This is a genomic window from Maribacter sp., from assembly GCF_039968975.1.
Classification (GTDB): Bacteria; Bacteroidota; Bacteroidia; order Flavobacteriales; family Flavobacteriaceae; genus Maribacter.
Map to the genome: position 1 here is coordinate 1 of NZ_JBDVOT010000234.1, position 25,129 is coordinate 25,129.

General features: G+C 32.5%; 29 protein-coding genes. 3 read left to right on the forward strand and 26 right to left on the reverse strand.

All coding sequences use genetic code 11. The annotated features are described in order from the left end of the window. On the reverse strand, positions 1-843 hold an 843-nt coding region (locus tag ABJI11_RS16010), incomplete at its 3' end, for a nucleoside hydrolase (protein ID WP_348354417.1). 281 nt (positions 844-1,124) lie between these two features. On the opposite strand from ABJI11_RS16010, the gene ABJI11_RS16015 reads away from it, so the two are divergent. Together ABJI11_RS16015 and ABJI11_RS16020 are read left to right on the forward strand one after the other, a co-directional pair. Further along, positions 1,125-1,610 carry a hypothetical protein gene (locus tag ABJI11_RS16015; RefSeq protein WP_348354420.1) on the forward strand — a complete coding sequence of 162 codons (486 nt, stop codon included), beginning with the start codon at positions 1,125-1,127 and terminating at the stop codon, positions 1,608-1,610. A gap of 162 nt (positions 1,611-1,772) precedes the next feature. Further along, positions 1,773-3,113: an ATP-binding protein gene (locus tag ABJI11_RS16020; RefSeq protein WP_348354423.1), complete on the forward strand. Its 1,341-nt coding sequence runs from the start codon at positions 1,773-1,775 to the stop codon at positions 3,111-3,113. Here ABJI11_RS16020 and ABJI11_RS16025 read toward each other — a convergent pair. The 19 genes from ABJI11_RS16025 to ABJI11_RS16115 form a co-directional block, all read right to left on the reverse strand. Then, entirely contained in the window at positions 3,095-4,114 is a 1,020-nt protein-coding gene (locus ABJI11_RS16025; RefSeq protein ID WP_348354425.1) for an adenosine deaminase, read from the reverse strand. The genes ABJI11_RS16020 and ABJI11_RS16025 overlap by 19 nt on opposite strands. 132 nt (positions 4,115-4,246) lie before the next feature. Beyond that, positions 4,247-5,296 (reverse strand): M14 family metallopeptidase, encoded by a 1,050-nt coding sequence (locus ABJI11_RS16030; protein WP_348354428.1) that lies wholly within the window; start codon positions 5,294-5,296, stop codon positions 4,247-4,249. Between the two features lie 9 nt (positions 5,297-5,305). Further along, the gene (locus ABJI11_RS16035; protein ID WP_348354431.1) at positions 5,306-5,689 is read right to left on the reverse strand and encodes a DUF3037 domain-containing protein; all 384 of its coding nucleotides are present in this window, start codon (positions 5,687-5,689) and stop codon (positions 5,306-5,308) included. After that, positions 5,679-6,458, reverse strand: coding sequence for a HipA family kinase (locus ABJI11_RS16040; RefSeq protein ID WP_348354434.1), 780 nt, complete (start codon positions 6,456-6,458; stop codon positions 5,679-5,681). Before ABJI11_RS16040 ends, ABJI11_RS16035 begins: the two co-directional genes overlap by 11 nt. A 93-nt stretch (positions 6,459-6,551) precedes the next feature. After that, positions 6,552-7,205, reverse strand: a complete 654-nt coding sequence (locus ABJI11_RS16045) for a hypothetical protein (RefSeq protein WP_348354436.1) — start codon at positions 7,203-7,205, stop codon at positions 6,552-6,554. A gap of 39 nt (positions 7,206-7,244) precedes the next feature. Beyond that, positions 7,245-7,580 carry a hypothetical protein gene (locus tag ABJI11_RS16050; RefSeq protein WP_348354439.1) on the reverse strand — a complete coding sequence of 112 codons (336 nt, stop codon included), beginning with the start codon at positions 7,578-7,580 and terminating at the stop codon, positions 7,245-7,247. 30 nt (positions 7,581-7,610) lie between these two features. Further along, on the reverse strand, positions 7,611-8,291 hold the full coding sequence (locus tag ABJI11_RS16055) for a hypothetical protein (protein WP_348354442.1): 681 nt from the start codon (positions 8,289-8,291) through the stop codon (positions 7,611-7,613). 211 nt (positions 8,292-8,502) lie between these two features. Continuing rightward, positions 8,503-9,237: a YoaK family protein gene (locus ABJI11_RS16060; protein ID WP_348354445.1), complete on the reverse strand. Its 735-nt coding sequence runs from the start codon at positions 9,235-9,237 to the stop codon at positions 8,503-8,505. 103 nt (positions 9,238-9,340) lie between these two features. Beyond that, positions 9,341-10,909, reverse strand: coding sequence for a sulfatase (locus ABJI11_RS16065; protein WP_348354448.1), 1,569 nt, complete (start codon positions 10,907-10,909; stop codon positions 9,341-9,343). 663 nt (positions 10,910-11,572) lie between these two features. After that, positions 11,573-12,319, reverse strand: a complete 747-nt coding sequence (locus ABJI11_RS16070) for a DUF6882 domain-containing protein (RefSeq protein WP_348354450.1) — start codon at positions 12,317-12,319, stop codon at positions 11,573-11,575. A gap of 161 nt (positions 12,320-12,480) precedes the next feature. Then, complete coding sequence (locus ABJI11_RS16075) at positions 12,481-12,939, reverse strand: hypothetical protein (RefSeq protein WP_348354452.1); 459 nt, start codon at positions 12,937-12,939, stop codon at positions 12,481-12,483. Positions 12,940-12,948: 9 nt separating this feature from the next. Further along, positions 12,949-13,746 (reverse strand): SGNH/GDSL hydrolase family protein, encoded by a 798-nt coding sequence (locus ABJI11_RS16080; RefSeq protein WP_348354454.1) that lies wholly within the window; start codon positions 13,744-13,746, stop codon positions 12,949-12,951. A gap of 346 nt (positions 13,747-14,092) precedes the next feature. Further along, a complete protein-coding gene (locus ABJI11_RS16085) occupies positions 14,093-14,569 on the reverse strand; it encodes a hypothetical protein (protein WP_348354456.1) in 477 nt (158 codons plus the stop codon). Positions 14,570-14,644: 75 nt separating this feature from the next. Beyond that, on the reverse strand, positions 14,645-15,067 hold the full coding sequence (locus ABJI11_RS16090) for a hypothetical protein (protein ID WP_348354458.1): 423 nt from the start codon (positions 15,065-15,067) through the stop codon (positions 14,645-14,647). A 222-nt stretch (positions 15,068-15,289) separates the two neighbouring features. Next, positions 15,290-16,207 (reverse strand): hypothetical protein, encoded by a 918-nt coding sequence (locus ABJI11_RS16095; protein WP_348354460.1) that lies wholly within the window; start codon positions 16,205-16,207, stop codon positions 15,290-15,292. A 222-nt stretch (positions 16,208-16,429) separates the two neighbouring features. Continuing rightward, complete coding sequence (locus ABJI11_RS16100; RefSeq protein ID WP_348354462.1) at positions 16,430-16,906, reverse strand: hypothetical protein; 477 nt, start codon at positions 16,904-16,906, stop codon at positions 16,430-16,432. Between the two features lie 198 nt (positions 16,907-17,104). Then, positions 17,105-17,860 (reverse strand): PoNe immunity protein domain-containing protein, encoded by a 756-nt coding sequence (locus ABJI11_RS16105; RefSeq protein ID WP_348354465.1) that lies wholly within the window; start codon positions 17,858-17,860, stop codon positions 17,105-17,107. A gap of 194 nt (positions 17,861-18,054) precedes the next feature. Beyond that, positions 18,055-18,462 (reverse strand): hypothetical protein, encoded by a 408-nt coding sequence (locus ABJI11_RS16110; protein ID WP_348354468.1) that lies wholly within the window; start codon positions 18,460-18,462, stop codon positions 18,055-18,057. Positions 18,463-18,913: 451 nt separating this feature from the next. Next, complete coding sequence (locus tag ABJI11_RS16115) at positions 18,914-19,543, reverse strand: hypothetical protein (RefSeq protein WP_348354471.1); 630 nt, start codon at positions 19,541-19,543, stop codon at positions 18,914-18,916. A gap of 411 nt (positions 19,544-19,954) precedes the next feature. Between ABJI11_RS16115 and ABJI11_RS16120 the strand changes: the two genes are divergently transcribed. Then, positions 19,955-20,920, forward strand: a complete 966-nt coding sequence (locus ABJI11_RS16120; protein WP_348354474.1) for an IS110 family transposase — start codon at positions 19,955-19,957, stop codon at positions 20,918-20,920. 44 nt (positions 20,921-20,964) lie between these two features. Here the strand turns inward: ABJI11_RS16120 and ABJI11_RS16125 are convergent, their stop codons facing one another. The 6 genes from ABJI11_RS16125 to ABJI11_RS16150 form a co-directional block, all read right to left on the reverse strand. After that, on the reverse strand, positions 20,965-21,462 hold the full coding sequence (locus ABJI11_RS16125; RefSeq protein WP_348354477.1) for an ankyrin repeat domain-containing protein: 498 nt from the start codon (positions 21,460-21,462) through the stop codon (positions 20,965-20,967). A gap of 267 nt (positions 21,463-21,729) precedes the next feature. Then, complete coding sequence (locus ABJI11_RS16130) at positions 21,730-22,512, reverse strand: DUF6090 family protein (protein ID WP_348354480.1); 783 nt, start codon at positions 22,510-22,512, stop codon at positions 21,730-21,732. A 322-nt stretch (positions 22,513-22,834) separates the two neighbouring features. Continuing rightward, on the reverse strand, positions 22,835-23,155 hold the full coding sequence (locus tag ABJI11_RS16135; protein ID WP_348354483.1) for a hypothetical protein: 321 nt from the start codon (positions 23,153-23,155) through the stop codon (positions 22,835-22,837). A gap of 194 nt (positions 23,156-23,349) precedes the next feature. Further along, positions 23,350-23,658: a hypothetical protein gene (locus ABJI11_RS16140; protein WP_348354486.1), complete on the reverse strand. Its 309-nt coding sequence runs from the start codon at positions 23,656-23,658 to the stop codon at positions 23,350-23,352. Next, a complete protein-coding gene (locus ABJI11_RS16145) occupies positions 23,655-24,206 on the reverse strand; it encodes a hypothetical protein (protein WP_348354489.1) in 552 nt (183 codons plus the stop codon). Before ABJI11_RS16145 ends, ABJI11_RS16140 begins: the two co-directional genes overlap by 4 nt. 5 nt (positions 24,207-24,211) lie before the next feature. After that, complete coding sequence (locus ABJI11_RS16150) at positions 24,212-24,958, reverse strand: hypothetical protein (RefSeq protein ID WP_348354492.1); 747 nt, start codon at positions 24,956-24,958, stop codon at positions 24,212-24,214. Positions 24,959-25,129 lie beyond the last annotated feature (171 nt).

Here is a 25,129-nt window from a genome sequence, read left to right on the forward strand (position 1 = left end):
GGCAAGAGCCTCAATTATGGCTACATCCCACATAATCCAGCTTTTTTTGTCAGGATCTTCTTTGGTCCACCAGCGATTATATGTTTCCCATCGGTTTATTAAAAGTTCCGAAATACCTTTTCGGTTCTTTAAATGATGGTCTATCTCCTTTTTTGTAAATACAAGATGCTGGCTGGTGGTAGCCGTCATAATACTTAGATCTAACTCATTAGTATTTAATAGTACCTCTACGGCTATGGGGTCATTACCTGAATTAAATTCTTTTTTATCATAAGTATTGGTTTTTACAGTGTGCCAAAAACCTAAATAATGAACTTTTATTTTTTTTATAATTGTAGCGTCTTCTAAAATTGCACTGGCAACATTAGTACAAGATCCTAAAACAACGATATTTAGTTTTTGACCTTCAGGCAGTTTATGCGCCATTTCTACTATAAATTTTGAAGCAGCTGAACTGGCAGGTACTTTATGGTCTGTAAGCGGTACATTACTTCCTAAAGGGAGTGGAATATTGGGGTTTCCCATTAACCTAAGTATGTTTTCATTTATAGTTTGACTTTCTTGAACCGTATTTTTAGAGGCTAAAGGAGAAGTGTGAAACTGTGCTGATGTAATACCTAATAAATTAAAACTGGGTTCTTTTAAAGCTCTAGCTATGGCATAAAGGTCATCGACTTCATTTGCTGTGTCGGCATCAATAATTAAAGGTAATTGAATGTTTTTTTCTTGAGAACATAAATTTAGATGTGTAAAAAGACATATTGTAAAGAGAATTTGAAACTTAAGGATATGAATTACACTACTTAATTTTTGTGTAGTTGTAGTACTGTTTTGATTATGCATGTATGCTTAGTCTTGCTGTGGTAATTTTAATTTTTAAAAATACAAACAATATGATTATTGGCTCTTTTGTCGTAGTTGAATAGTATTCATTACTAGCGTAAATTATTGATAAATGTGTTTGTAGATTTTAATGGAAAATGATAAGCCTAAACTCATAATTAAGTTTCAGTAAAATTGAAACTTAATTTCGTCTTAACTTTTTATTAAGAAACTTTGAATTTTAACAATATTAGCCGTTATAATTAAATAGATTTGCAAAAAATTAAATAAAAGTAAGTACTATGAAATACGCAATGATTTTTGCAGCTATACTAGCTATAGCTTCATGTAAACAAAACCCTTCAGAAACAGTAGAGCACAAAGAATTGGTAGTTGCACATACTACAATGAAAGCAGCTCATGAAGCTATGACTTCAGAACATGCATTAATGGTAGACAATCATGATAAAATGATTTCAGCACACGGTATTATTGAAAATGATAGCATTCATTTAGAAGTTGAAAAAAAGCATGATGCCGTTCTATCAAAACATCAAGAACTAATAGATGCACATACAAAGCTTTTGGAAAAACATTCAGAATTAGAGGCTAAACATGCTTCTGGTGAAGTAACTTTGGAAGAAATGAAAAGTGAACATGCAGCTATGAAATCTGAACATGATGAAATGGAAAGTGAGCACGAAACATTAACATCTGAACATGCTAAAATTGCAGAAGAGGATAAGAAAATGTTAATGGAAGATGCTGCTAAAGCAACAGAGAAATAACTTATTGTAAAGTAAAATAAAAAAGGGGTTTTTAACCCCTTTTTTTATGCCTGATACTGAAGTATTAATTGTTTTTAATGTGATAAACAATTATGTAAAAGCTGAAACACTTATTATATTTATCACTTACAAATAGGTATTGGTACGTAATTTTTTAAATAGATGAAAAGTAAAGCTAAAATTCATGCTAGGGAAAAAGAAAGATTAGCACTTCTTGATTCGTATTCTATTTTAGACACTTTACCAGAGAAAGATTATGATAATCTAACCAAACTTGCAGCAGAAATTTGTCAGACTCCCATTTCATTAATCACTTTACTTGATGATAAGCGTCAATGGTTTAAATCTCACTACGGTCTAGGTGTTTCAGAAACTCCTATTGAAGATGCTTTTTGTGCACACGCCATTGTAAGTGAAGAGTCAATCTTTATTACAGAAGATGCACGTCAAGATGAACGCTTCTATAATAACCCATTGGTTACTGGCGACCCTAATATTGCTTTTTATGCAGGTATTCCTTTAAAAACTGCAAACGGACTTCCTTTAGGAACTTTATGTGTAATTGACAGTAAGCCCAGAAAATTAACAGATAGCCAGAAAGAATCTTTAAATATTCTATCTGAACAGGTCATTAATTTATTAGAGCTAAGAAAAAATAAATTAGAATTAGAAAGAGCACATAAGAAATTAAAGAAATTCTCTAAAAAATTAGAGAAAAAGGTTTTTCAAAGAACCAATCAACTAGAAATAAAGACGATAAAGTTAGAGCTTATGATTAATGATTTGGAATCTTTTAATCATATCTGTAGTCATGATTTGCAAGAGCCTCTGCGCAAAATACAAATGTTCATTTCTCAGGTTAGTGATAATGAGTTTAATAATCTTTCTGAAGCCGGTAAACATAAATTAGAGAGAATTGATAGGTCTGCAGCTCGTATGAGAGACCTTATTCAAGATTTATTAACTTATGGTGCTACTGAGACTATTGATAATAGTTTAACAACGGTTTCTTTAAAGAACATGGTATTAGATGTAAAAGATGTTCTAAGCGAAGAGCTTAAGCAACATAGAACGGTATTACGGATACCGAAAGACTGTGAAATTACGGTTAGGCCTATACAGTTTAAGCAGCTGTTATTTAATCTCTTCACCAACGCTATTAAATTTACTAAAAAGGAAGATAAACCTATTATAAAAGTAAGTGGCAAGATTGTAAATGGTGCTGATTACCCTGAAATTGATTTAGCGGAAGAAAAACGTTATTCCAAAATTGTGGTATCTGATAACGGTATTGGGTTCGATCAAAAGTATGAAAGTAAGGTATTTGAAATTTTTCAGCGTCTACATAACGATGAGGAATATCAAGGTACCGGAATTGGACTCGCCATTGTAAAACGTATTGTTACTACCCATAACGGTCAAGTTAGGGTAGAGAGTTCTTTAGGTAATGGTGCTATTTTTGAGATTTTTATTCCCCTTGCAGATCAAAGTGTTTTAAAATAATCTTTTACTTCTTTAATATGCTGTTCTTTGGATTCGGTACTCAACCAGCTGGCTTCAAATCCGTTTATGGCTAACTGCTCTATTTGCGCTAAACTTAAATTAAGGGCTTTTGCCGTTTGGTAGTAGTTCTCGTTCATGTAACCCCCAAAATAGGCAGGATCGTCTGAATGTATGGTGGCTACAATTCCCTTCTCAAGCATGGTGGCAACCGGATGTTCTTCCATCTTCTGAATGACTTTTAAAGCAACATTACTAGTAGGGCACAGGGTCAATGCTATTTTCTCCTCAACCAATCTTTTAACCAAGGCTTCGTCTGTTAAGCAGCGATTACCGTGGTCTATGCGCTCTACGTTTAAAATATCTAATGCTTCCCAAATGTATTCTGCCGGTCCTTCTTCGCCTGCATGGGCAACTAACTTATACCCTTGTTTTGCAGATGCCTTGAAAACTTTTTCAAATTTGCTAGGCGGATTTCCCATTTCTGATGAATCTAAACCAACACCGTCAATAATGTCTTTAAACGGTATTGATTCTTCTAAAGTCTTGAACGCATCTTCTTCGCTTAAATGGCGCAAATAGCTCATTATAAGTTTATAAGATATATTCAGTTCAATTTTAGCCTTTTCTAAAGCACGGTATATTCCTTTTATAACTACTTCAAAAGAAACCCCTCTTTCCGTATGTGTTTGAGGATCAAAAAAGACCTCTACGTGCTTCACATTTTCACTATGTACTTTGGTTAAATATGCCCAAGTAAGATCAAAGAAATCTTGTTCATGTAATAGTACTTGTGCACCGGCATAATAAATGTCTAAAAATTCTTGTAAGTTGTTGAATTTATAAGCCTCTTTAACAGATTCTATGGAATCATATGGTAAGGTTATATTGTTTCTTTTCGCAATCTCGAACATTAATTCAGGCTCAAAGCTACCTTCTAAATGTAAATGTAGTTCAGTTTTTGGTATACCTTGAATTATAGTTTGAAGCTTTATAGAATCCATGTGTAGATATTTGATACGTTAATGAGAGAATTACGTCTTTAATTTTTGACAAACTTACTCATAATGTTTAATTTTTATAGCTGGTATTGGGTATAGTGTCAATAATCTAATAACAAAAACCGCCCTGATGGATTAATTTTGTTCTATGTCGTAGCCAATACAAATTACCGTTTCATCTTTATTTACAGGAGGTGTTCCTATTTTATAAAGAACTATACCGGTATTAGGTGCTTTTAATTCTGTTACTTGGTTGCCGAAAATATCTGTTATATAACCAACTACTTGATCTTTAGTGACATAATCACCTGCCGTTAAAGTACTTTTAAAAATACCTTGATAATCAGATTTTATATAAGCCTGTTGGGTAATGTATTCAAAACTGCTGGTTTGTGTTTTTTTAACATCGTACATTTTCATTTCTGAGAGCATGTTATACACTCCTGTTTTTATCAAAGCAACTGCATCTTTATCTACTCTACCAAGTTTGCCACTTTCTAGGCTTAATGCAATCTTACCGTCTTGTACAGCTTGTTTAAAGGCATATTTTGCTGGTTTTGTTTTTTGAAGAGTATATGGGTAGGAAACCACATACGGAAACCCACTGACTTCAGCGAGTTTTTTCGCCATTGATGTTTCTTTAGGATTGTCAGTATTATTGTAATAGCAAGCAAAAGGAGATAAATCTTCGCTGGCGTCGCCACCGTGAATGTCTAAAAATATAGCTGTTTTTGAAATGACGTTTTTTGTGATGAAATCAGCGATTCTTTCAGTCACGGAACCAGCTTTTTTTCCAGGAAATGTTCTGTTCAAGTTTACATCATCTTTCGGGTTCAAAAATGGGCTGCGACCATAAAAAGAACCTGGGTTGGCCATAGGTAAAATAACTAAAGTTCCTGAAAGTTTATGGGTATCAAATTCTTGAATCAACTCTTGAACGGCAATAATTGGAGGATATTCATAGCCATGAACTCCTGCAACAATTGTAAAAACAGGACCAGCTTTTTTACCTTTTAAAATTACCACGGGTATGGAGTCTAAATTCTTTTCAACGTCTGTTAGTGTTACGAAAAATCTTTTGCTGCTTGGTCTTGTGGTGTCATCGAAATTGATTTCAAACTTGCTTTGAGCTTGAAGTACGTTACCAAGTAAAATAGTTATGAATAGTAGTATTATATTTCTCATTTCTTTCAATTATAAAACATACTTACTGTAAATATCGTCTAACTCTTTTTTAGGATCTGTACTTAGTCCGGATCGGGTGGTAGAGCTTTGTATAACAGTACTTCTGCAAGCAGTTAGCCAACCAAAGCGGTCATTTAAATCTAATTTACCTATGGGTCCGCCAGCTTCTTTCCCCTCACATATTAGTTTCCAGGCTTTCAAATATTCATTTAATATCTCGAATTCTATTTCCGGAGAAAAAGCCTTTAGTTTGTCTTCATCGATATGATATTTGATATCTAGAAATTTTGTCCGTTTGCAGAATAATATCACACCGACATTGAAGAACTCTTCTCGTTCAACTTTAGGTACGATTCTCACTATCGCAAATTTAAATGTATGTCTATCTTGCATCTTCAGCTTCTTTTACTAAAACATCGATCATAGATAGCTTAGTGGTTATAAATTGAATGTATGCAGCTCTTTTTTCATCCGCATTTAAAACATCAGATTCACTCCTTAACCAATCTTCTGGTATGTTTGAAACAATTTCAGATACTTTCTCTGGTGTAATTATTTTTTTAATTTCTGTGGCAGCTTCAGGTAGGGCAGTGGCTTGTTGTAAAAGCACATGGTCTTTTATAAACGGAAATGTTCTGGTAAGGTGACTCTGCCAAGTTTCCCAGTTATGATGAAAATAGAAACTAGCTCCATTATCTATTACCCACAATTCATTATGCCAAAACAAGAGATTGGCATTTTTAGCGGTACGGTCTATATTACTAATTAAACTGTCTAAAACGACAACTTTAGATGCTGTCATAGCATCTGCCGTAGAAATTAAAGGATCAAAGGTAATAGCACCAGATAAAAAGTGTAAACCAAGATTTAACCCTACACTAAACTTTAATAAATCTTGAATTTCTTCGTCAGGTTCTGTCTGTCTAAAAGAATCCTCTAAGTTCATAAAGACCAACTCAGGTACTTTTAAACCAATGGCACGTGCCAATTCACCACCAATAAACTCAGAAATGAGCGATTTTTTACCTTGCCCTGAGCCTCTAAACTTCAATACATAGAGAAAATCATCATCGGCTTTTACAATGGCGGGCATAGAGCCACCTTCGCGTAAGGGCTGTAAATATTGAACAACGTCTACTGTTCTAATATCAAGTGTATTCATAAAATTAAATATAGCGATATAATACTAAGCATAATACCGCAAATTTAATTGAACGATTTCTATTAGCTGCATTTTTAAAGAAAAGCACTATGATTATTCCACTAAAAACTGTGAAGTATATTGTAAAATAAAATCTGAGATGTAAGATTTAGTAGCGACCGCTTCTTTTTGCGTGCTATTATTTTTTAATTTATTAAACAGTTCATTGTAGGTTTTTGTTTTTTCAAAAGCTAAAAACTGGTTTTTTTTGAACGTTATAAATTGCTTGTAATCTAAATTTCTGGCTTCAGTAAAACAACCATTTTCAATTTCTAGAAGGTTATAATTACTGTATGTTGAAGCATAACCTTGATGTACATAGTTTACAACTTCGCCATAGGGTAGGGTTAAAATACCCGAATACCAATCAATAACTACGTTTTCAGTATTGGGAAAAATATCAGTATAAATAGATACCCATTTCATTTCTCCGTTTTCTTCGTAAACAGGTGTTGTTATGTCGGTTACAAGAAGCTGGTTTTCTATAATTTCGAAATGGGCAACATAACCTCGCCATAATGCAGATGAAACTTGTTCAGGTTTTTTATCTAGATGTTTCTCAAAATAGGGTTCTAACGGGTTGGTATGTACGTCATAGACATTGCCTTCGTATATCAATTTATCTGGGTACTGCGCTGTTATAAGGTCTTCTACTTTAGCAAAATTTAAGGAAATAAGTGAAATAAATAGAAATAGAATGCTTCTCATTATAATAGGTGATAATTAAATATGTAAGTAAAGTAAAACCTAAAGAACATTGATTACTTTTTCTAAAATATAATGCGTGACACCAACAATAGCTGTGATTATAGAAATTATAATAAAACGAAACAGCGGTGCTTTGCTATTACCTTGAAGTTTGTTGTTCAAATAAAATACATCGAATAAAATGAATATAAGGGCAATAATACAGCCAACTATTGCACCAACTTGTACCAACGCCCATTCATATACCATACTTGCAAACGAGAATTTGTCATCGTCAGATTCTGGTGGTGCACCTAAAACTATACGCATATGTAGAAACCCTAAAAGTATGGCTACAATAAACCAGCCAAGGTAATTAAGTATTCGTTTAATCATATTTAAATAAACGTTCGCAAATCGAATTTGTTATTGTTCTGACTCATTTGCTAACGGAGAAATCATAATGTGTGCTCTGTGTGTACCAGGATTCATAATCCAAGGGTGATTGGGTGCTGTGGGGGTTTCTGGTAATCCAATTGATGCAGACGTGGCAAAAGGTGTGTATATCACATAACGTAGCTTGGCACCATCTACTTTAGAGGTTTCTGCATCATACATGGAATTTGGACCATAGTAAATGTGTAGCGCAGAACCGGGAGTGATTTTGATTGCTCCAGATTTTACTTCTGCTTCACGAGTTGCGAATATTTCTTCTGCAGATTTGCCTTCGGCACGTAAAGCTCTACCTCTTGCCATAAAAGGCTCTAGGTCTTTGTGATAACAAGCAGCGTTAAATCCGTCCTTCTTTGGGTCATCTGCAAGTACAATATATTCGCTATTCCCTTCTTTTAAAGTCACAAATTCACCCGCCATATTATAACCAATTACCTTGGTAGTAGCTCTACTTTCTGCAGGTGCTGCCATTAAGGCTGTGGTAATCAGGTCTTCATCTGTTTCAATTGCCTTTAAATTTTTTTCAATTTTTTCGGCAATTTCTGAAGAGGTTTTTGATTCTGTACTTTCTGTAGCGGTCGATTTGGATTTGTCTGAAGAATTACAAGAAATCAATAGCGTGGTTAACAATAATGAGGCGAATAAATGTTTCATAATATCTGGTGTAGTTTAGATTTCGTTAGATGTAAAAGGATCAAAGAAGCCTATTAAGAAGTGATGGATAATAGTAACCAAAATAGCCAATAGCATTATTGTAAAAATGGCTTTTGCGTAATTTTTCATATGGGTAAATTATGATTGGTACTGCTACTAAAAGTACTGAATTTTCTAATAGATAGAGATAGATTGTTTCACTAATATTATATTAACTACGCTGCGTATATTTTCTTTTGGTGCGTATTAGTTGATATCTAAAATCATCATAGAACAAACTAGCCAATAAGATTAATGCACCAACAATTAGAGCATTCAATTTTAAGTTGAGCTGTAGGTACAGAAATCCGCCGATTATTCCTCCGAGAAAGAAGAAGCAAATAATGTAAAGACGGAGTTTAATATTTGATTTTAATTTTTCTCTATTCGGGTGCCTCTCCGGAAAAAATAATTGTGACAGCTCAATTCCCAAATCTGTAAATAGTCCTGTTAAGTGCGTTGTTCTTACTACTGCATTTGAAATTCTGGTGACGAAAGAATTTTGGAGCCCCATAGCAAAGAGAAGCGCGCAGATAATTACATCTGGATAAGTGATTTCAAAAGCATCGCTATAAAGGGGTATGGCTATTAGAATTAGACATTCGATTGCGGTTGGTAGTACAAAGACATTTGATTTTTTATTCTTTCTAAATTTTTCGATCAGAAAACTCGAGAAGAACGATCCAAATAGAAAAGAAAATATATAGAGGAAATAAACCGTGCCTTTCCAGAATTCTAAATTTGCAACATCATTCATGAATAAGGCAAAATGCCCAGTTACATTTGTGGTTAATTGATTGTAGGCTAAAAACCCAGTTACATTTACAATACCTGCAACAAAAGAAAGAATGGTTGCAATTTGCAGATTGTGCTTTAGTTTCCTGCTTTTACCTTGATGTCTAAACATATTGTTTAAGATTTAATAGGTACTAAAAAACGATACTAATTATAATTTTATATTATAAATTTTGATAATCACTGTAATGTTATTTTCTAAATCAATTTATTTCTTAGAGGTGCGGTAGTGCCTGTTTCCAACCTTTTTTAAGTTGTTTTGATAAGGTAATCGTTACCTCGCTTAGTTCTTTGTTACCTGCGATATTGACAGTTTCATGAGGGTCATTTATTCTGTCAAATAACTCTTTACCGGTCAATTCTCCTTTGGTGCCCGTTTTTGGATCCCAAGTGTACCATTCAATATAATGATATTCTTTTGTGTTGATGGAATAGCCCATGTAACGATTTCCATCTGCAGAAACTTTAGGTCTTCTATGAAACTGACTAAAGGCTGCACTTTTCCATGAACGTTTTGGATCTTTTATTAAAGGCAAAAAACTTGTTCCTTGCATATAGCTGGGAACTTCAATACCGGCAATTTCACATAAAGAAGGAAACATATCTACCAACTCGGTTATTTCAAAAGTTTGAGCTCCTCTATTTTCTTGGTTTGGATATCTAATAATCATAGGTACTTGTAAATCAATATTATAATTCGTCATTTTACCCCAACTATTATGGTCTCCTAATTTCCAGCCATGATCACCCCAAAGTATAATAACAGTGTTGTCGTAAAGTCCTATTTCTTTTAAATGTGCAATTAAACTTCCAACTAAAGCATCTACATAGCTTACACTGGCATAATACCCGTGTTTTAATGTACGAGACCTTTCTTCGTTCATTTTAAAATCTGACTGAGGATGCCCGATGTCATTAAAACCATCATAATGTCTTAACTCATACATGGAGTTCATGGTATGGCCAGGAGCGTTTTTGGCTACATTGGGGTTTGCTGCTAATGGAATGTCTTTAGCATCATATAAATCCCAGTATTTTTTTGGAGCGGTAAACGGCAGGTGTGGTCTAAAAAAACCTAAGCCCATATAAAATGGAGCTTCTGAATTTGCTAAGCGGGTAAGTGTTCTTTTTGCTAATTCAGTTTGTGCACCATCATAGTATAACGTATCGTGAACATCTGCTGCTTCCCAAGCCGGACCCGTATTCCAACCATCAGCGTATCTAACTGGTTTTAATTTTAATAAAGAGTCTCGTTTTACCGCTTGTGATTTATTTACTTCGGCATCGATATAGAATGTTTCTCCATCTCTTTTTAACCAGTCTTTTTGAAGATATTGAGAAGGTCTAAGGTCAGGCTCGTTCCATGATATAGAATCAGGCATATAATTATGAAAAATTTTACCGAGATTAACTGTATGGTAACCATTTTTCGCAAAATGCTGTGGCATTGTTACCGTAGAAGGGTATATTTCTCTAAACTTATCTCCTAAATGCCAAACACGAGTAGAATCTGGTCTTAACCCTGTCATTAAGCTGGCTCTAGATGGTGCACAAACCGCTACTTGTGAAAATGTTTGCCTAAAAGTCATACCCTCACCAGCTAATCGATCAATATTTGGAGTAATAGCTACCGTGTCATCATAGACACCTAATGCAGGTCTAAGGTCATCAACAGAGATGAATAATATGTTCGGTTTTGTTTTGATGTTATTTTGAGCATAACACGAACATATTGTAAAAAAGGTTAATAGAATAAGTTGTGAATAGTTGTATTTATTTTTCAAATGGTTGCTTTTTGAATGCGTAATATAATTTAGTACGCAATAAATATACATAGACCATTTTTTTTGACCTAGAATCTCTATTGATTCTGCTAAGTACTTGATTCAAAATAATAGAGAGAAATCTATTTTATTATTGATTCTAGAAATATGTATGCTCTTTTTGTGGTAGGTCAATAGTTTTACTTGAATTTTTTTTAAAATTCAATTTTACCATTCTTTAATTCATGTAATTTTAGAGTAAATTCATATTTGCCTAATTTATTAGTTTTTTCAACAATGTCGTTTCTATAACGATGGGGCATGTTTAAAATGGCTGAGTAAAGTTGATGAATTCTGCTTTTCTATAGTTAATATGTAATGAGCCTGAACTGTTTTATCTAGTTCTTTTATGAAAAAACGATTCAACACATTCATATGATTAGGTTATATGCAAACGGTATTTTTCTATGATATTCAGCTACTACATAAAATCTACAAAACTTTCGGTAATAGATTAAAGCTATTTTTACATTCGTAAAACGCTTTTAAGGAAACCAAATATTTTGGAGACGGGCTGGAAAAGTACCATTATAAATGATTAGTTCTAACCTATAGTTTTGTAAATAGATTTTGTTTTTTGGACATTAAAATAACGCGCAATGATCCGAAAGTTTGAACAACCTTTTATAGTTTTCCGTTCAATGATTTCAACCTATTTAGGTCATCAAATTCAGCGGTTAGAACCTTACCGTTCTTCATACCTTCAATTTTATTTTCTGAAATGTTCAGTTCAAAAACCCTGTCAATTAAATAGTTTTTAAATGTATTTTTGTGGTTTAAATCTATGGCGCTAATTAGTTGAGGAAAATTGGTCAATACCTTTTCTAATCTGTTTTTGTCTACTTCAGGTATTTTGTCATCGTCAATGGTGACTACAAGAGTTCCTTGTCCGTAATTGGCACAGTAGTAACTTTTACAATTAAATAAGTCACATGCCATCATACCTATTTTATGCTCAAAACCTTCTGCTACATTAAAATGCCCATCAGTTAGCTCTTTAATGTTCTTTTTAAGTCCAATTTCTTTAAGCTGGTTAGACTGAACCAAAAGATTTTCTGGCATGCCACTTTTTGCGTTTGCCCATCCCCACATCCAAGAACTATCATTAAAAGAAAGCGAACCTATAATTTGAATGGGAAAGTCCATATCTCCAAAAATGATATTTCCTTTTCCCATATCAAGCTCCCAAGCACTTGATCCAATTACATCACCAAAATTCATTTGTTTCTCAAAAGAGAGTCCCGCATGTTGTTCTATTAACTCTTCAAGACTGGTATAGTCTGTTTTATCAATTGCTTTAAATTTAGAAGAATTGATTTCAGATTTTTCTTTTGGTTTATCTCCTCCGAAGAGATTTTTAAATATGCCCATATTTTGTTGAATATTGTTTTAGTTGAAATTTTGTGTTAGAATAAATTCAAATTAGTATCTATGAATTCTCATCAGGAAAATTAAATATAAGTCATTTAGTATCCTATTAAGAATTGTGCAAAAGCGCTATTTAGATGAATTATTAATGTGGTTATACGTAATTAATAAATTTCAACATTTGCAATTATCCCATTTTTGACGTCGATTCCTATGGTATCTAAGTTTTTGCCATCTTCATGTTCTAGTGTAATTTCAAAATCTGTATTTTTTTTGTTCTTAGCATAAATGGCAGCTAGGTAAAAATCATTTTTCCAATTAGAAAAGCCTTCAACTTGATCAATTCTTTTTTTTCTAATTTCTTCTTCAATATCAGGTAAATATGTACTCTCCCAATTTTCTACCAGTTGACTAACAAAATCTGTGTGATTACTGAAAGGGGCGGAGTTGTTGCCTTCTAAGTACATAAGTGTATCTGTGGTATTGGTACCCATTAGTATACTGCCCCGCCAAGTATAGGTTTTAGTTTGGTTGTTTCCTTTAATTCTATCACTTTTTAATATGCCTAGTTTGGCGTGATTAAAAGTTTTCTTTTTACCAAAAAGAAGGTCGACTATACTCATGTAATTATTTTAAATCGTTGATGATAATAATAAGTTATTTTTAATTTCTTCTGATAGGGTTATAAAGTTTGAAATATCTTTTGCCCAAATATGATACGTTTGTTTTGAGGGATGAACGCCATCAATAAAAAAATCACAAGGGGCTATATTTAAATTGAACCTTTTAATATAGTCTTCGCTTGAAGGTTTTAATGCGTAGTAATACACCTTATCATAATCTCTTACAATGTCAATTAATTCTTCACCAAGAATGTTTACCAGACCGCCAATAGTAAACTTAATAAGGGACGTAAATGCCGGGAATTCTTTAATTGGCGGCATATTTGTAAATACAATAGGGGCATCGTTAAATTTACTTCTTAAACTATTGATAAGTTCACGAACGTCTCGGTTCCATTTTTTAGGCGAGTTCAATTCAAAAGCATCGTTACCACCAAGACCTATAACAATAAGATCTATGGTTTCTTCTGTTATAAGATGTATAATTTTATCGTTTACATTTTTTGCGGTATACCCGCTCTTAGCATAAACTTTCCAATCTACACGTGTATTTAGTGCTGTAGATAATTCATTGGCTAGTGCACCGGTGAATCCTTCTTGGTGGGTTTTGACGCCAACACCAGCTATAGTGCTTTCGCCAATAGTCAGTAACCGAATTACTTTTTTAGAAGAAAGTAATGATGAACCTTCAGAGCCTTTTGCTTCTGGTAATTTAGGGACAATATTCTTAATTTTTTTACCTTGAAAATACATGATGGGTAAAAGTGGTATAGTTAAGAAAGACCCTAATATATATTTTAAGTTCATCTAAGAATTGTTAAATGGCAATAATCAAATGCTGATTAAAGAGTTGATAGCATTCTTAGATTGAAGATAAGATAATTATATGCCAAAGAGACGATGTGGTAGAGAGATATTGGATATTTATGTGAAGAGTAGGGGAAAGCAGGTGGTTGCTTTCTGTTGGGCAATTTGGATTTTTTTCGTTTTTATTTACTTTCCAGTCTAGAACAAAATCCAAAAGATTTTTTGGACTTCATAAAAATACATAAACCATTCGTTTAAGCCCAGAGCCCGTATGGTTTATAGGTGTTGTAATAAAACCTTTGTATTCCATCAATGTTTAAAATTCTTTTATAGAATACCGTTCAATTCATTCCCAATTTATAATTTTCAAGCCAATACTTCCATTTTCTAACGCAATTAGAGAAAGTTCCATTTCATCATACTTATTAGGTAAGTCTAAATTTTTGTACTCTTCTGGATTCTCCTCTTTGAAAGCTTTTAACCATTTTTTAGAATGATAAATATTAATTATCCCTAAATCCTTATTAATCGTCCAACTGTAATCTCTACTTCCGCTAAAACCACAATAACCAGAAGAAGCGGAATCGTAGTTAATTCTACATTCATCTGAATCAAGTAAGGTGATTGTTATATTGATTTCTTCTTTCGAGTTCTTAAACTCTTTATGTTTTCGAAAAATGTAGTCATCATCTTCTAATTTATAATCGTTAAGGTCTAGAGTCCAGTTTCCGTAAAAATCCGATTTTGTAGTAGAGCTGTTTTGTCCGTTAACAATACATATAAACGTAAGGCAAATCATTGTTATGTATCCTGTTCTCTTCATAATGGCTTAAATATCAAAAAATGTTCCACAATTACACACAACGACTTTTGACTAAGCACTAAGCCGTAATTGCGTTTATAAACTGTTGGCAATAGTATTTTTTACTATTATTTCATTCAGTTTTTGAGTGTCAGATTCCGCAATTTCATTCAAGTCAAACGTAACTGTTTTTCCGTTGTCTTTAGTTATTATTAGCTTTTTTTCAATCAATTCAGTCTTTTTAATTTGATCAAAACTTAATGATTTTCCACTCCAAGTGTTAATTTTAATAACAGCTCCTTTTTTGTTCCATTGAACATAATTTTTATACCAAAACATTTTACTGAAATAAATTACCTGAAGAAAGAATCCAACAGCGCTTATTCTTTTATTCAGTTTTGGATTTTCAAATTGAAATAACTCAAATGTTCCTGCCAGAATAAAAACGAGAGAAAGGATTAAAATCGCAATCCAAATCCAACTTTTCATATTATCAAAATGTATCTTTTTTGTTTCCATCTGCGTTCTGTTATATTGTTGCCTACGTTAAGTATAAGAAATCGTAGGGCAGGTGATAAGCACTATCGTTTCGGTTTATTACTTAGCTAAATATAAATATTTTTCTTTTATCTTTTTTGTTATAAACGCCAAATTTTATATTTAGCGGACTTTGTTAATATGCACAGAACTTTCGATTAAGCCACAAATGCCCTATGTTTTTTATATATTGTTGTGCGTAGTTTATTTGTTGAAATCATAGGTTTTAACTCCGTCTTTTGTTTCGCTGATATAATATTTATTAAAATTTGTATAAAAATCTAACTCGCGAACATAGTAGGATTTCAAAATACGCATCGGGTAATTATTCTTAGTGGATTCTTTAATTAAAAAGTTGTTAATTAGGTCAAATTCACTCTTTGAAATACATAAGAATTCTAGCTCATAATATGGCTTGTTTTCATATCCCCCAGAAACTAAATTAATTACAGTCTCAACTCCCTTAGATATATTAATTTGAATCTTTCTATCAGGTAAATTCCATTGTTTATAATAATCAGTGATTATATTATATTCGTATAAATATGATTCATAATCTATATCGTATTCTTGATATTTTATTTCGTGTGTAACCTTACCTTTTTCATCTGTATGAGCATAGACTACTTCTTGTAAACCCAATTCAGACTGATAGTTTTTCATCCAATTAGTTTTTCCATAACTAACGTACATTTTATGTAATACATTATTTAGAGTTAGGCTATCAAAGACCTTTGCTGTAGCCCAGCAAGCTTGCATTTTAAAATCCGAATCCGTTTCGATTTCGACTACTGAAGCGAATAAACCAAAAAACTGCACAATACTATCTCTTTCAAATGATTTAAAATAGTATCCCTTTCTATCCAATAGAGCTATTTCTTTACTCTGCTTAAAAGAATTTAATTCTTCTTTTGTCGGAGAACTATATGTCTCATAAGAAAAATCATTATTAGTAGTGTCTAAAGATTTAGATATAAGTGTTTTTACATCTTCATTAAAAGTTATCTTAGCTAAATCAAACCTTGCGTTTTTTTTAAGGACTTTAGGTTGTGTAAATTTTTCTTTTTTGTTATCACAAGAAAGCGTCATTAATATTACAATACTCAAAAAAATATATTTCATTGTCTACTTAAGTTTTCTGTAATTACGCACAACGGTTGGGCTAAGCGTAGTGCGGAGGCAAGGAAACCTTTCGTTTCCGTCTACGCACGAAGCTAAAGCTTATTGTTTAGCTTTATTTTTTCTTGTCCAAAGCTAAATCCATAAGATTTAGCGACTTCATAAATATACACAGACCTTTCGGTTTTTCCCTAAAGTCCGCATTACGTATAGGTTTTGTTGTACCTAGTTTTTTACCCACTCAAAATCCAAAACATCGCGTAACCTATTAAGACTAGCCTTCGATAAAAATTTAAACGCAAGTCCAATAAAAACAAACCTTATCATTAGTATTTGAAGTATAGCGACTAGAATAAAAACAGGGGAAAATTCTTCTGCTCCAGTTAAAATTGCTACCGTAATTCCGATTACAGGAAAGCAAAGAATTATACTCAGTAAAATTCTAAAAACTTTGTGAATTTCAACTTTCACGTGTCCATTTTCGGAGTTTACTTTTCCAGACATAACACAAAAAGCTCCTTTTCCAATAGTGGAAGAAATGATTTTAAATTCATTTCCGTTTATGATTCCACGAAAAGATTTGTCGGTATATTCAGAAGTCAAGTTTTTAGATTTTTCCGTTCTCCTTTCTAATCGATTTAGTGTTTCTACTTGGTCATCAATTAGCCTAAATTCCTGTTCTTTAGTTGGGAAAATATTCATTTCTTAAATTAGGTACAACGGTAAATGTATGTATTCGTAGGCGAACTAGAAAGTTACGGATTTTCCAATTTCCCACAAGCCAACTCACCGCATTTTGTTTTTATTTTTTCGAAAGCCAAATCGGTGATTTGGTACTCTGGCAAATACAGTTCAACTTTTTTAATTCTCAGCAACTTAGCCTATGAAACATACATGGTGTTACCTGCTATTTCTTTTTCTATATTCTAAAACAAGTTCGTGAGGGTAATTTTCTTGTTCTTTAAATGAATTGTCATCTATATTTAATATGGCTACTATCGCGGATGCTTCAAATGACCATTTTCCAAAATAAAAATACTTTCCATTAGCTGGATTATAGTGATGCCAAGTCATCAATTTCGTTCCTTGATACCATGATTTCAAATATTTTTTTAAATCCATTTTTTTTAAATCACGAATATTGTTTTTCACAAGTTTTTTAAATGGTCTATATGTAGTTTCTTTTTTGTTTAGATATTCTTTCCCATTCAAAGCAGATATCAAGAATAAAATTAGCTCATCTTCTATTTTGGCATCTTCTATGGTTTTAGTTAAAAGGTCAATATGTTTTTTCTCAATTCCTAACAATATAGAAATAGATAAGAACCAAATCATATAGCAATAAGAATTAAGATTATATTGATCAATTAGACCTCCTTTTACTCTTAGTTTACATGCATCATCCAACCATTCTTGATGAAAATTGTCAAATAAATTATTTAATTTCAGTCGCAATTGCTCTATTGTGGCTCCTTGACCGAATGATGCAATAAATATTTCTAATTTCTTAAAAAATAACCTGTGATGTACATTTGAAATATTATCATTAGGGATTTGGTTATTATTTAACCTATCATGCGATTCTAACAATAATTGATTTTGCAGTTCTATAAAACTTTTATAATAATTTAAATCTGAAATTAAAGTGTCTCTCATTTTTGTAATTGCAGGTAACGGTTAGGCTAAGCGTAGTGCGGAGGCAAGGAAACCTTTCGTTTCCGTCTGCGCACGAAGCTAAAGCTTATTGTTTTGCTTTTTCTTTTTTTTGTTCCAGAGCTAAATCCATAAGATTTAGCGACTTAGTAAATATACACAGACCTTTCGATTTAGACCTTAAGTCCGCATTACGTTTAGGCATTGTTACCCAACGTTTTTATTTTTGCCTTTAATTGTCCGATTAATAAAACCACAAAACTCGAAATCCAAATTAAAAATCCAATTCCAACAACAATGTCGGAATTCCGACCACCTTCATTCTCTGGTAGCTCGCGAAGTCCGATTACAAATAAGGCAAATATTATAGTCAAACCCGATATTCCGATTTTTGTTTTCAGATTCAGTTTGTTAAAAATCAAGTTTCCAAAATATAGGAAATTCGCAATCCAAGGAATCGCAACAAATGGTTCTAAAGCAAAAATCCCTAACCATCCCATAATCAGTCCAAAAACACCAATTGTCCAAGTGCCGAAAAACATTGGTGTAATTAATGCAATTCCATAAAGAAGCATTGAAACCTGTTTATAGTTTAGTTTTTTCAATCAGTTTTTCTTTTTATTATAGAATTCTATTGAATATTTTGAAAAAATAAATATGCGTTAAGAGTTAAACAAATTCCAAAAGCTCCTAGCATAATTTTTGTCAAAATATTTTGCCAACTTTTATTTGAAAAATAAAGTCCAACACATAGAATTCCAATTCCAAAGAACCATTTTGAGTATTTCAATTCTGGTGGGTCAAAACTCGTTTCAGTCAGTGAATTGTTGTGATTGTAACATATCAAAGCAAAATCAAGAATTCCAATAATCAGAAGTATGTATTTAATTCTAGTGTTCAATTAGTTTCAAATGTAGGGTAACGTTTATGTATACGGATAGTTGCGGGTTTGTATGCGAGGATTTTCCGAAGGAAAATCAGATGCAGGCAAACACGCAATTACCTTTGATTAAGTACTAAACCGCAATTATTTTTATACGGTGTTGTAGTGCGTTTTTATTGCTCGTATTCATTATAACTTATCCGCTTTTTATTTCCGATTGTGTCTATCTCTATTTTTCCGTATTTAAATTCGGTTGAGTCAATTTCTACATTTTTTGGCAAATTGTAACTTACGTTAAACGAATAATCAGGTAAAAAACCATCATAAGTATAATAGTAAGAAATACTATCCGCATTCTTTTGCAATTTAGGAAACCATTTAATTCGGGTGATTTCTTGATATTCATCAAAAGTCAAGTTGTCAGCTTTTGTGCCGAAAGCAAGTCCGTTTGCTGGTTCGATTTTCAAAGTCAATTCTTTTCTTAATTCTCTTTTCTGGATTCGGTTTTCGTAAATCCTTTTTGAATAATCAAAATAGAGAAACGAAGAAACCAAAATAGTTATCAAAGTAGAAATTTGTATTCTTTTCTTGGTAGATGTATTTCTTTTTCTAAAAAAACCGATTGCTATTTTTATACCGATTAGTGATAGAAATGTGAATCCGATTATTTTTAAAAACTCAATTGGTCGAACATAACTATTGAAAGTCAATTCGATAAAGTCAGTCCAATATGCCAATAATCCAGTCAGAATTATCAGATTTATTAAAACAATTACTAAATATTTAATCGATTTTTTAATCATTTCTCAAATGCACTACAACGTCTCGGCTAAGCGTAGTGCGGAGGCAAGGAAACCTTTTTGTTTCCGTCTGCCGACGTAGCTAAAGCTTATTGTTTAGTTTTATTTTTTTCTTATCCAAAGCTAAATCCATAAGATTTAGCGACTTAATAAATATACACAGACCTGTCTTTTATGCCCTAAAGTCCGCATTACGTTTAGGCTTCCTAAGTTAGTATTCTGTTATCTTTTATGGTTTAACAAAAGAACAAAAGAGCAGAGTAAGGTTATTTTAGGTTTAGGAACTTCAGATTCCGTCAACAAAGAAAATCCCTGCTCTTTTACTATTCAAATACGATCAGTTCATTAGGTCATTGGAACCTGTTTCTAGGATGATGTATAGCATTAGTGTTTGTTCTTTAAAAATTTAATAATATGAATAAAAGTACAATTTTTGTGGGGATAGATATCTCTAAAGATGTTTTCGATGTTTATGATTCTAATAGTGGTCATTTCCAATATAGTAATGACGAGAAAGGTTTCAAGTTATTTAAAAAAAGTATAACAACGAATCATTGGTGTGTAATGGAAGCAACGGGATGTTATCATCAACAACTTGCCATTTATTTGTTCGATAGCGCTTTACGTGTTTCCGTGATAAATCCATTGATCATCAAGCGTTTTATACAGATGAAACTAAATCAGGTAAAAACGGATAAGAGCGATGCCAAGATGATATGTCGCTATGGCGAGGAACAAGCTTTGGACCTATGGTCACCGGAACCTGGTTACATTGTAGAGAGTAAAACCCTTCAAGGAGTTGTCCGCCTTTATTTTAAGCAACGTACGGCTTTAAAGAACACACTTCACGCAATGTCCACAAGTAAACGTGGAAAGGGTATGCTAATGCGTTCGATCGTACGTCAATTGAAGAGTTTGGACAAAGAAATAAATTTACTGGAATCGGAGATTGAAAAGTTGATACGTGCAAATGAACAAGAGCTTTATACCAGGCTGAACACTATACCAGGTATTGGCAGAAAAACCGCTATGCTTTTAATTGTCTGTACGAACGGTTTTCGGGATTTTGAAAGTTCAAGGCAGTTGTCCTCCTATTTCGGTCTGGCACCGAACGAGCGAAGTTCGGGCAGTAGTGTAAGGGGAAAGTCTCGAATAAGTAAAACGGGAGACTCCTTGGTGAGGAACCATCTATTTCTTTGCAGTTTTACAGCTTGTGTCCATAACCCTCAATGCAAGGCGTTATATGATAGAATAGTTTTAAAAGGGAAGAGTAAAAAATTGGCTTTGATCGCAGTCTGTAATAAATTGATTAAACAAGCTTATGGAATAGCTAAATCAGGTTTGGATTATGATAGGAATTATGTGGGTAGATTGAGCTAGATTTTATTTGTTTTTCAGCTCAGTTCTTTGTTGTACTGCGTTATTTATTTCCACTTATTGATTAATTCATGTAGTTTATCTTCCTCGGGTATTTTTTCAACCCAAGTCTGAGCTGATATTCCATGTTTGTTTGTCTTTTCCAAATCAGCTCCTTGCTCAAGAAGTTTTTCAATAATGGTATATCTCAGATTATTTAGTTCAAATTGCTCTTTTCTCCATGTTTTTCCATACTCACGAATTGCCGTGAAAATCGGACAATTATAATGTTTTCCAGCAGGTTTATTTACTTCTAACTTGCCGCTCTCGAGAAGAATTAAGGATATCTTGGAAAGGTCATGATATTCAAGTGCAATTTGAAAAGCATTATAACCATCTTCATTGCTACAATTCATGTCAGCTCCTTTGTCAACCAAATACTGAACTAATTCTATTTGTTTATCCGAACCTCTTAATTTAGAAGAACATGACATTGCTTCAATTAAAATAGTGTCGCCATAATCAAATCCAATATATTCATTAACATCAATTTTACCTAAATCCATGAATTTATAGATTTTGTTTAAGTCCAAATTGTAAATGGCTTTGGCAAATTCGACATGGTCAACTAACATAGGAATTTTGGATGAAAAAAGGTTAAATATTTTCATTTGATACAGATGGTTTCATAATGCAATACAACGGTCTAGTGTATGAGTAGTAGCGGACTTCTACTCACAAACCTTTCGGTTTTGCACTGCCATTTGTTTTATGTTTATACTTTCGTTTTATCACTTAAACCGCTATTACTTATACACATTGTTGTGCTTTCGTTATTTTTCTTGTTTTAAATAAGCATCAATAGCCTTAATTGTCTTTAGTCCTTCTTTGTGTAGTAACAGTCGCACTTTATGATTCAGTAAAATGTTAGCTTTTGTCAAGCCAAAATTATCGGAAATTATTTTCTTTTGGTCTTCATCTAGGTTTATCAAAGAATTATAATATTTATAAAATGATTTTTCATTCGAGTTTACTTTCCACCTTTCTGGCATCGCAAGGTCTGTTCCAGAACCTGTTTCGAATAAAGGATAAATATTACCATTATATTTTAAGATGGAATTATTGTGTACGCTCTCTTCTTTTATTACTTCATCAAATAATCTATAGTAATATTGAATACTATTCCTTAAAGAATCTGAAGTAATGAGTCCTGTTTTACCAGACGATTTCATGTCATCAAAAACTATATTTTTACCTTCAAACCAATGGATTCCAAAAGCATTACCTGACTTTAAGAGTAATAAAGTAGGGTCTGTGGCTATTGAATCTGACTGGAAATAACGTCCCAAATAAGTAAAAGCATCTAATCGAATAGTATCCCCTTGAAAAAGCTTTTCTAGTTCTGCTAAGTCCTGCTTAATATCAAATTGTATTCTAGCAAGGTATTTCTTTTCATCACCTTTGTCATTTTTTATATCATTAAGATTATTTAATTGCAAGGCAATAAGAATACCAATTACAACAAGAATAACTTCTCCAATAGCATAAATGAAATAATTACTGAGTTTATTTTCAGTTAATAGTTTTTGTCTAATTTTTCTAAAGAATTTTATCATTGGTTGGCGGTTTCTGATAATGAAGCACAACGGTCTCGTATAACCGTCAGTTACGGGTTAATATGCGTTAATTTTCGGTTTAACACTGACGTTAGCAATTCCGAGTGGATTCGGACGTAGTCGAATCCGCCGTAATTGCGGTTATATATTGTTGTAAACAGTTTTTTATTCTTTCTCATTTATTGATTTCAGAGTGTACTTGTCATAAGCTATTAAGTCAAACACTTTGGATTTTCCGGTATTCAACCACTTTTTATAAATCAATTTTCCGTTCATATAAACGTACAGTTCGTTATCCTTTGTTTCTTTTTTGAAAACCATTTTATCCTTGCCAAACTGAAAAGTCAGTTACGATTCCATTTTCGTTAAACTCGATTGTCAAACTTCCAGTATTTATTCCGCGTTTTGACATTCCTAAATAATATCTAAAGTCCGTTTTCGTTTCTGAATCTGGTTTTCCCAATAATTCAATAATTTCCGTTTTCGATTTTCCTTTCAGTTCGTAATTATTTCGCAAACTGTTCATCATATCCCAACGCAATGACCATTCAGATTCCGATTCCGTCCAGTTTTTCCACCTTTCAGAGTCAAATTTTTCGTGAGTGATGTTTCCTTTCAGAGCAAATCCGATTAGAATTAGCATTCCGAAAATCAGAAATCCGTATTTTAATGCTTTTCTCAATGTTTGTCTTAAATTGTTTACAACGGTCTCGGCTATGAGTAGTTGCGTGGTTTAGTACTTAACTTTGCAAGTACACACCAAACTGAAAATCCGTGAGGATTTTCAGAAGTAGGCGAGAACAAGCAATTACTTATAGCCATTGTTGGCAGTAGTTTTTATTTTCCTCTATATTTTTCAAATTCTGTTGAATTACAAATAATAATATCCTTATCTCCTTTTAGTTCAATTAGCTTTTGAATACAATCTTCAAAAGTTGAAAATTTGTGGTATCGGGATTGTCCAAGTTTTTGCCCTACTTGAGTATATAATCTCCAAAAATTATGGTCTTTCTTTTCAATATAACCCTCGTTGGACTTAAAGTCATATGAAATTGAATAATAATTTGCACCTAAAACTTGCGTGCCTTTTTTGTCACTTATAAAGGCAATATCTTTAATTCCATCTTTTACAACAAATAAATTCATAATTCCTTTGTTTCTATTTCAAGAGGATTATTAGTCCAATAAAGTTCATTGAAGATTTCGAGAAACTCAATAGTATTCCTAAAATCTTGTCGGTCTATATAAATATCAAGTTCTTTTGATGAGTGGACATAAATATTCAAATGTTCTGCGTTTTCTGAATAGTCCAAATAGTCAACAAGAAAACAAACATACTTTTCTGCTCCTAAATACTCGTTCTTTGTAATCCAATTTTTTAAGTCCGATTGAGAATCTTTAATTTTTTGATATTCATTTATTTCTTGCTCGAAATATTGTTCCTTTCGATGAAACTCGCAAATTGTATCGAGAGCTTCGTACAAGTCCAAAAATTCTTCTTGTTTGGTTGTCCTGCCAAGTGATGGAAGTCGAACGGTTGAGCCATCGTCTAATTTGAAAAGATGTTGGCTATGGACAAAATCATAAGTTTTCTTATATAAGTCCAAATATTTTAAAAGCCACCATTCTACTTTAGAGATACTTAAAGGGCCGTTTTTCTTTAAATTAAAAAAATCTGTTACTGGACTATTCATAAATGTTAGTGGTGGATAAAAGTTAGTCTATTAATTCTTGATTTTATTTCTTTAAGGTTATTTTCTGTGGTATAGTCTGAATACCAATATTTTCCTGTTCTTGGTCCTTCAATTTTTTCTATTTTTTCATAAAGAATAGGATAAGGTTGTTCTGTCAGATTGCTAAAAGTACGCAAGGCATCATCTTGTGATAAATTAAACTCATCCATTAATTCTGTAATGATTTGCTCTCTACTCAAATAATTGTCGTGGATTGGAAATAAACGATTTAGAAAGTCTTTATACTTTAAATACTTGCCATTCAATTCCAAAAGCTGAACTTCTGTATCTTTCCTATGCTTATTTTGAAAATTAACTTGTCCTGTTATTATTTCTTTAATAATTTGGTATTCTTTTGGGTCTTTTTCAAGTTCTTTTATTTTCTCCTTTAATTCTTCCTCTATTTTGATGTGTGTATAGTAAACATTGTAGTCCTTTCCAAATATTGATTTTCTTTTGTATTCGCCATAACCATCGTAAAAATAATCTTCTTCTCCACTTTGAACTTTGTTATAAGCTCGATTTTTAGCTTCACGTTGGTTTTTTAAGTAGTCGTTAAAGATTTTTTTCAACTGTGGATGATGGTGAATTAAAATTGTAGCTTTTTCGTTAAATCTTTCTGTTTTCTCATTGAGAAGGCGAATAATGTATTTTCCAGCGAAAAATATTCCAACTGCTATGGCTCCAAATCCTATTTTTTCTAAAATGTTCATTTAAAGTTTTTGGTTTATCAAATTACTGCCAACGTCTCGTATATGAAACGTAGCGTGTAAAAAGACGCTATCGTTTCGGATTATACACGAGCCGAATTTTTAAATTTTTCTTTTTATCTTTATTTTACTAAAAGCCAAATTTAAAAATTTGGCGGTCTTCACAAATATACA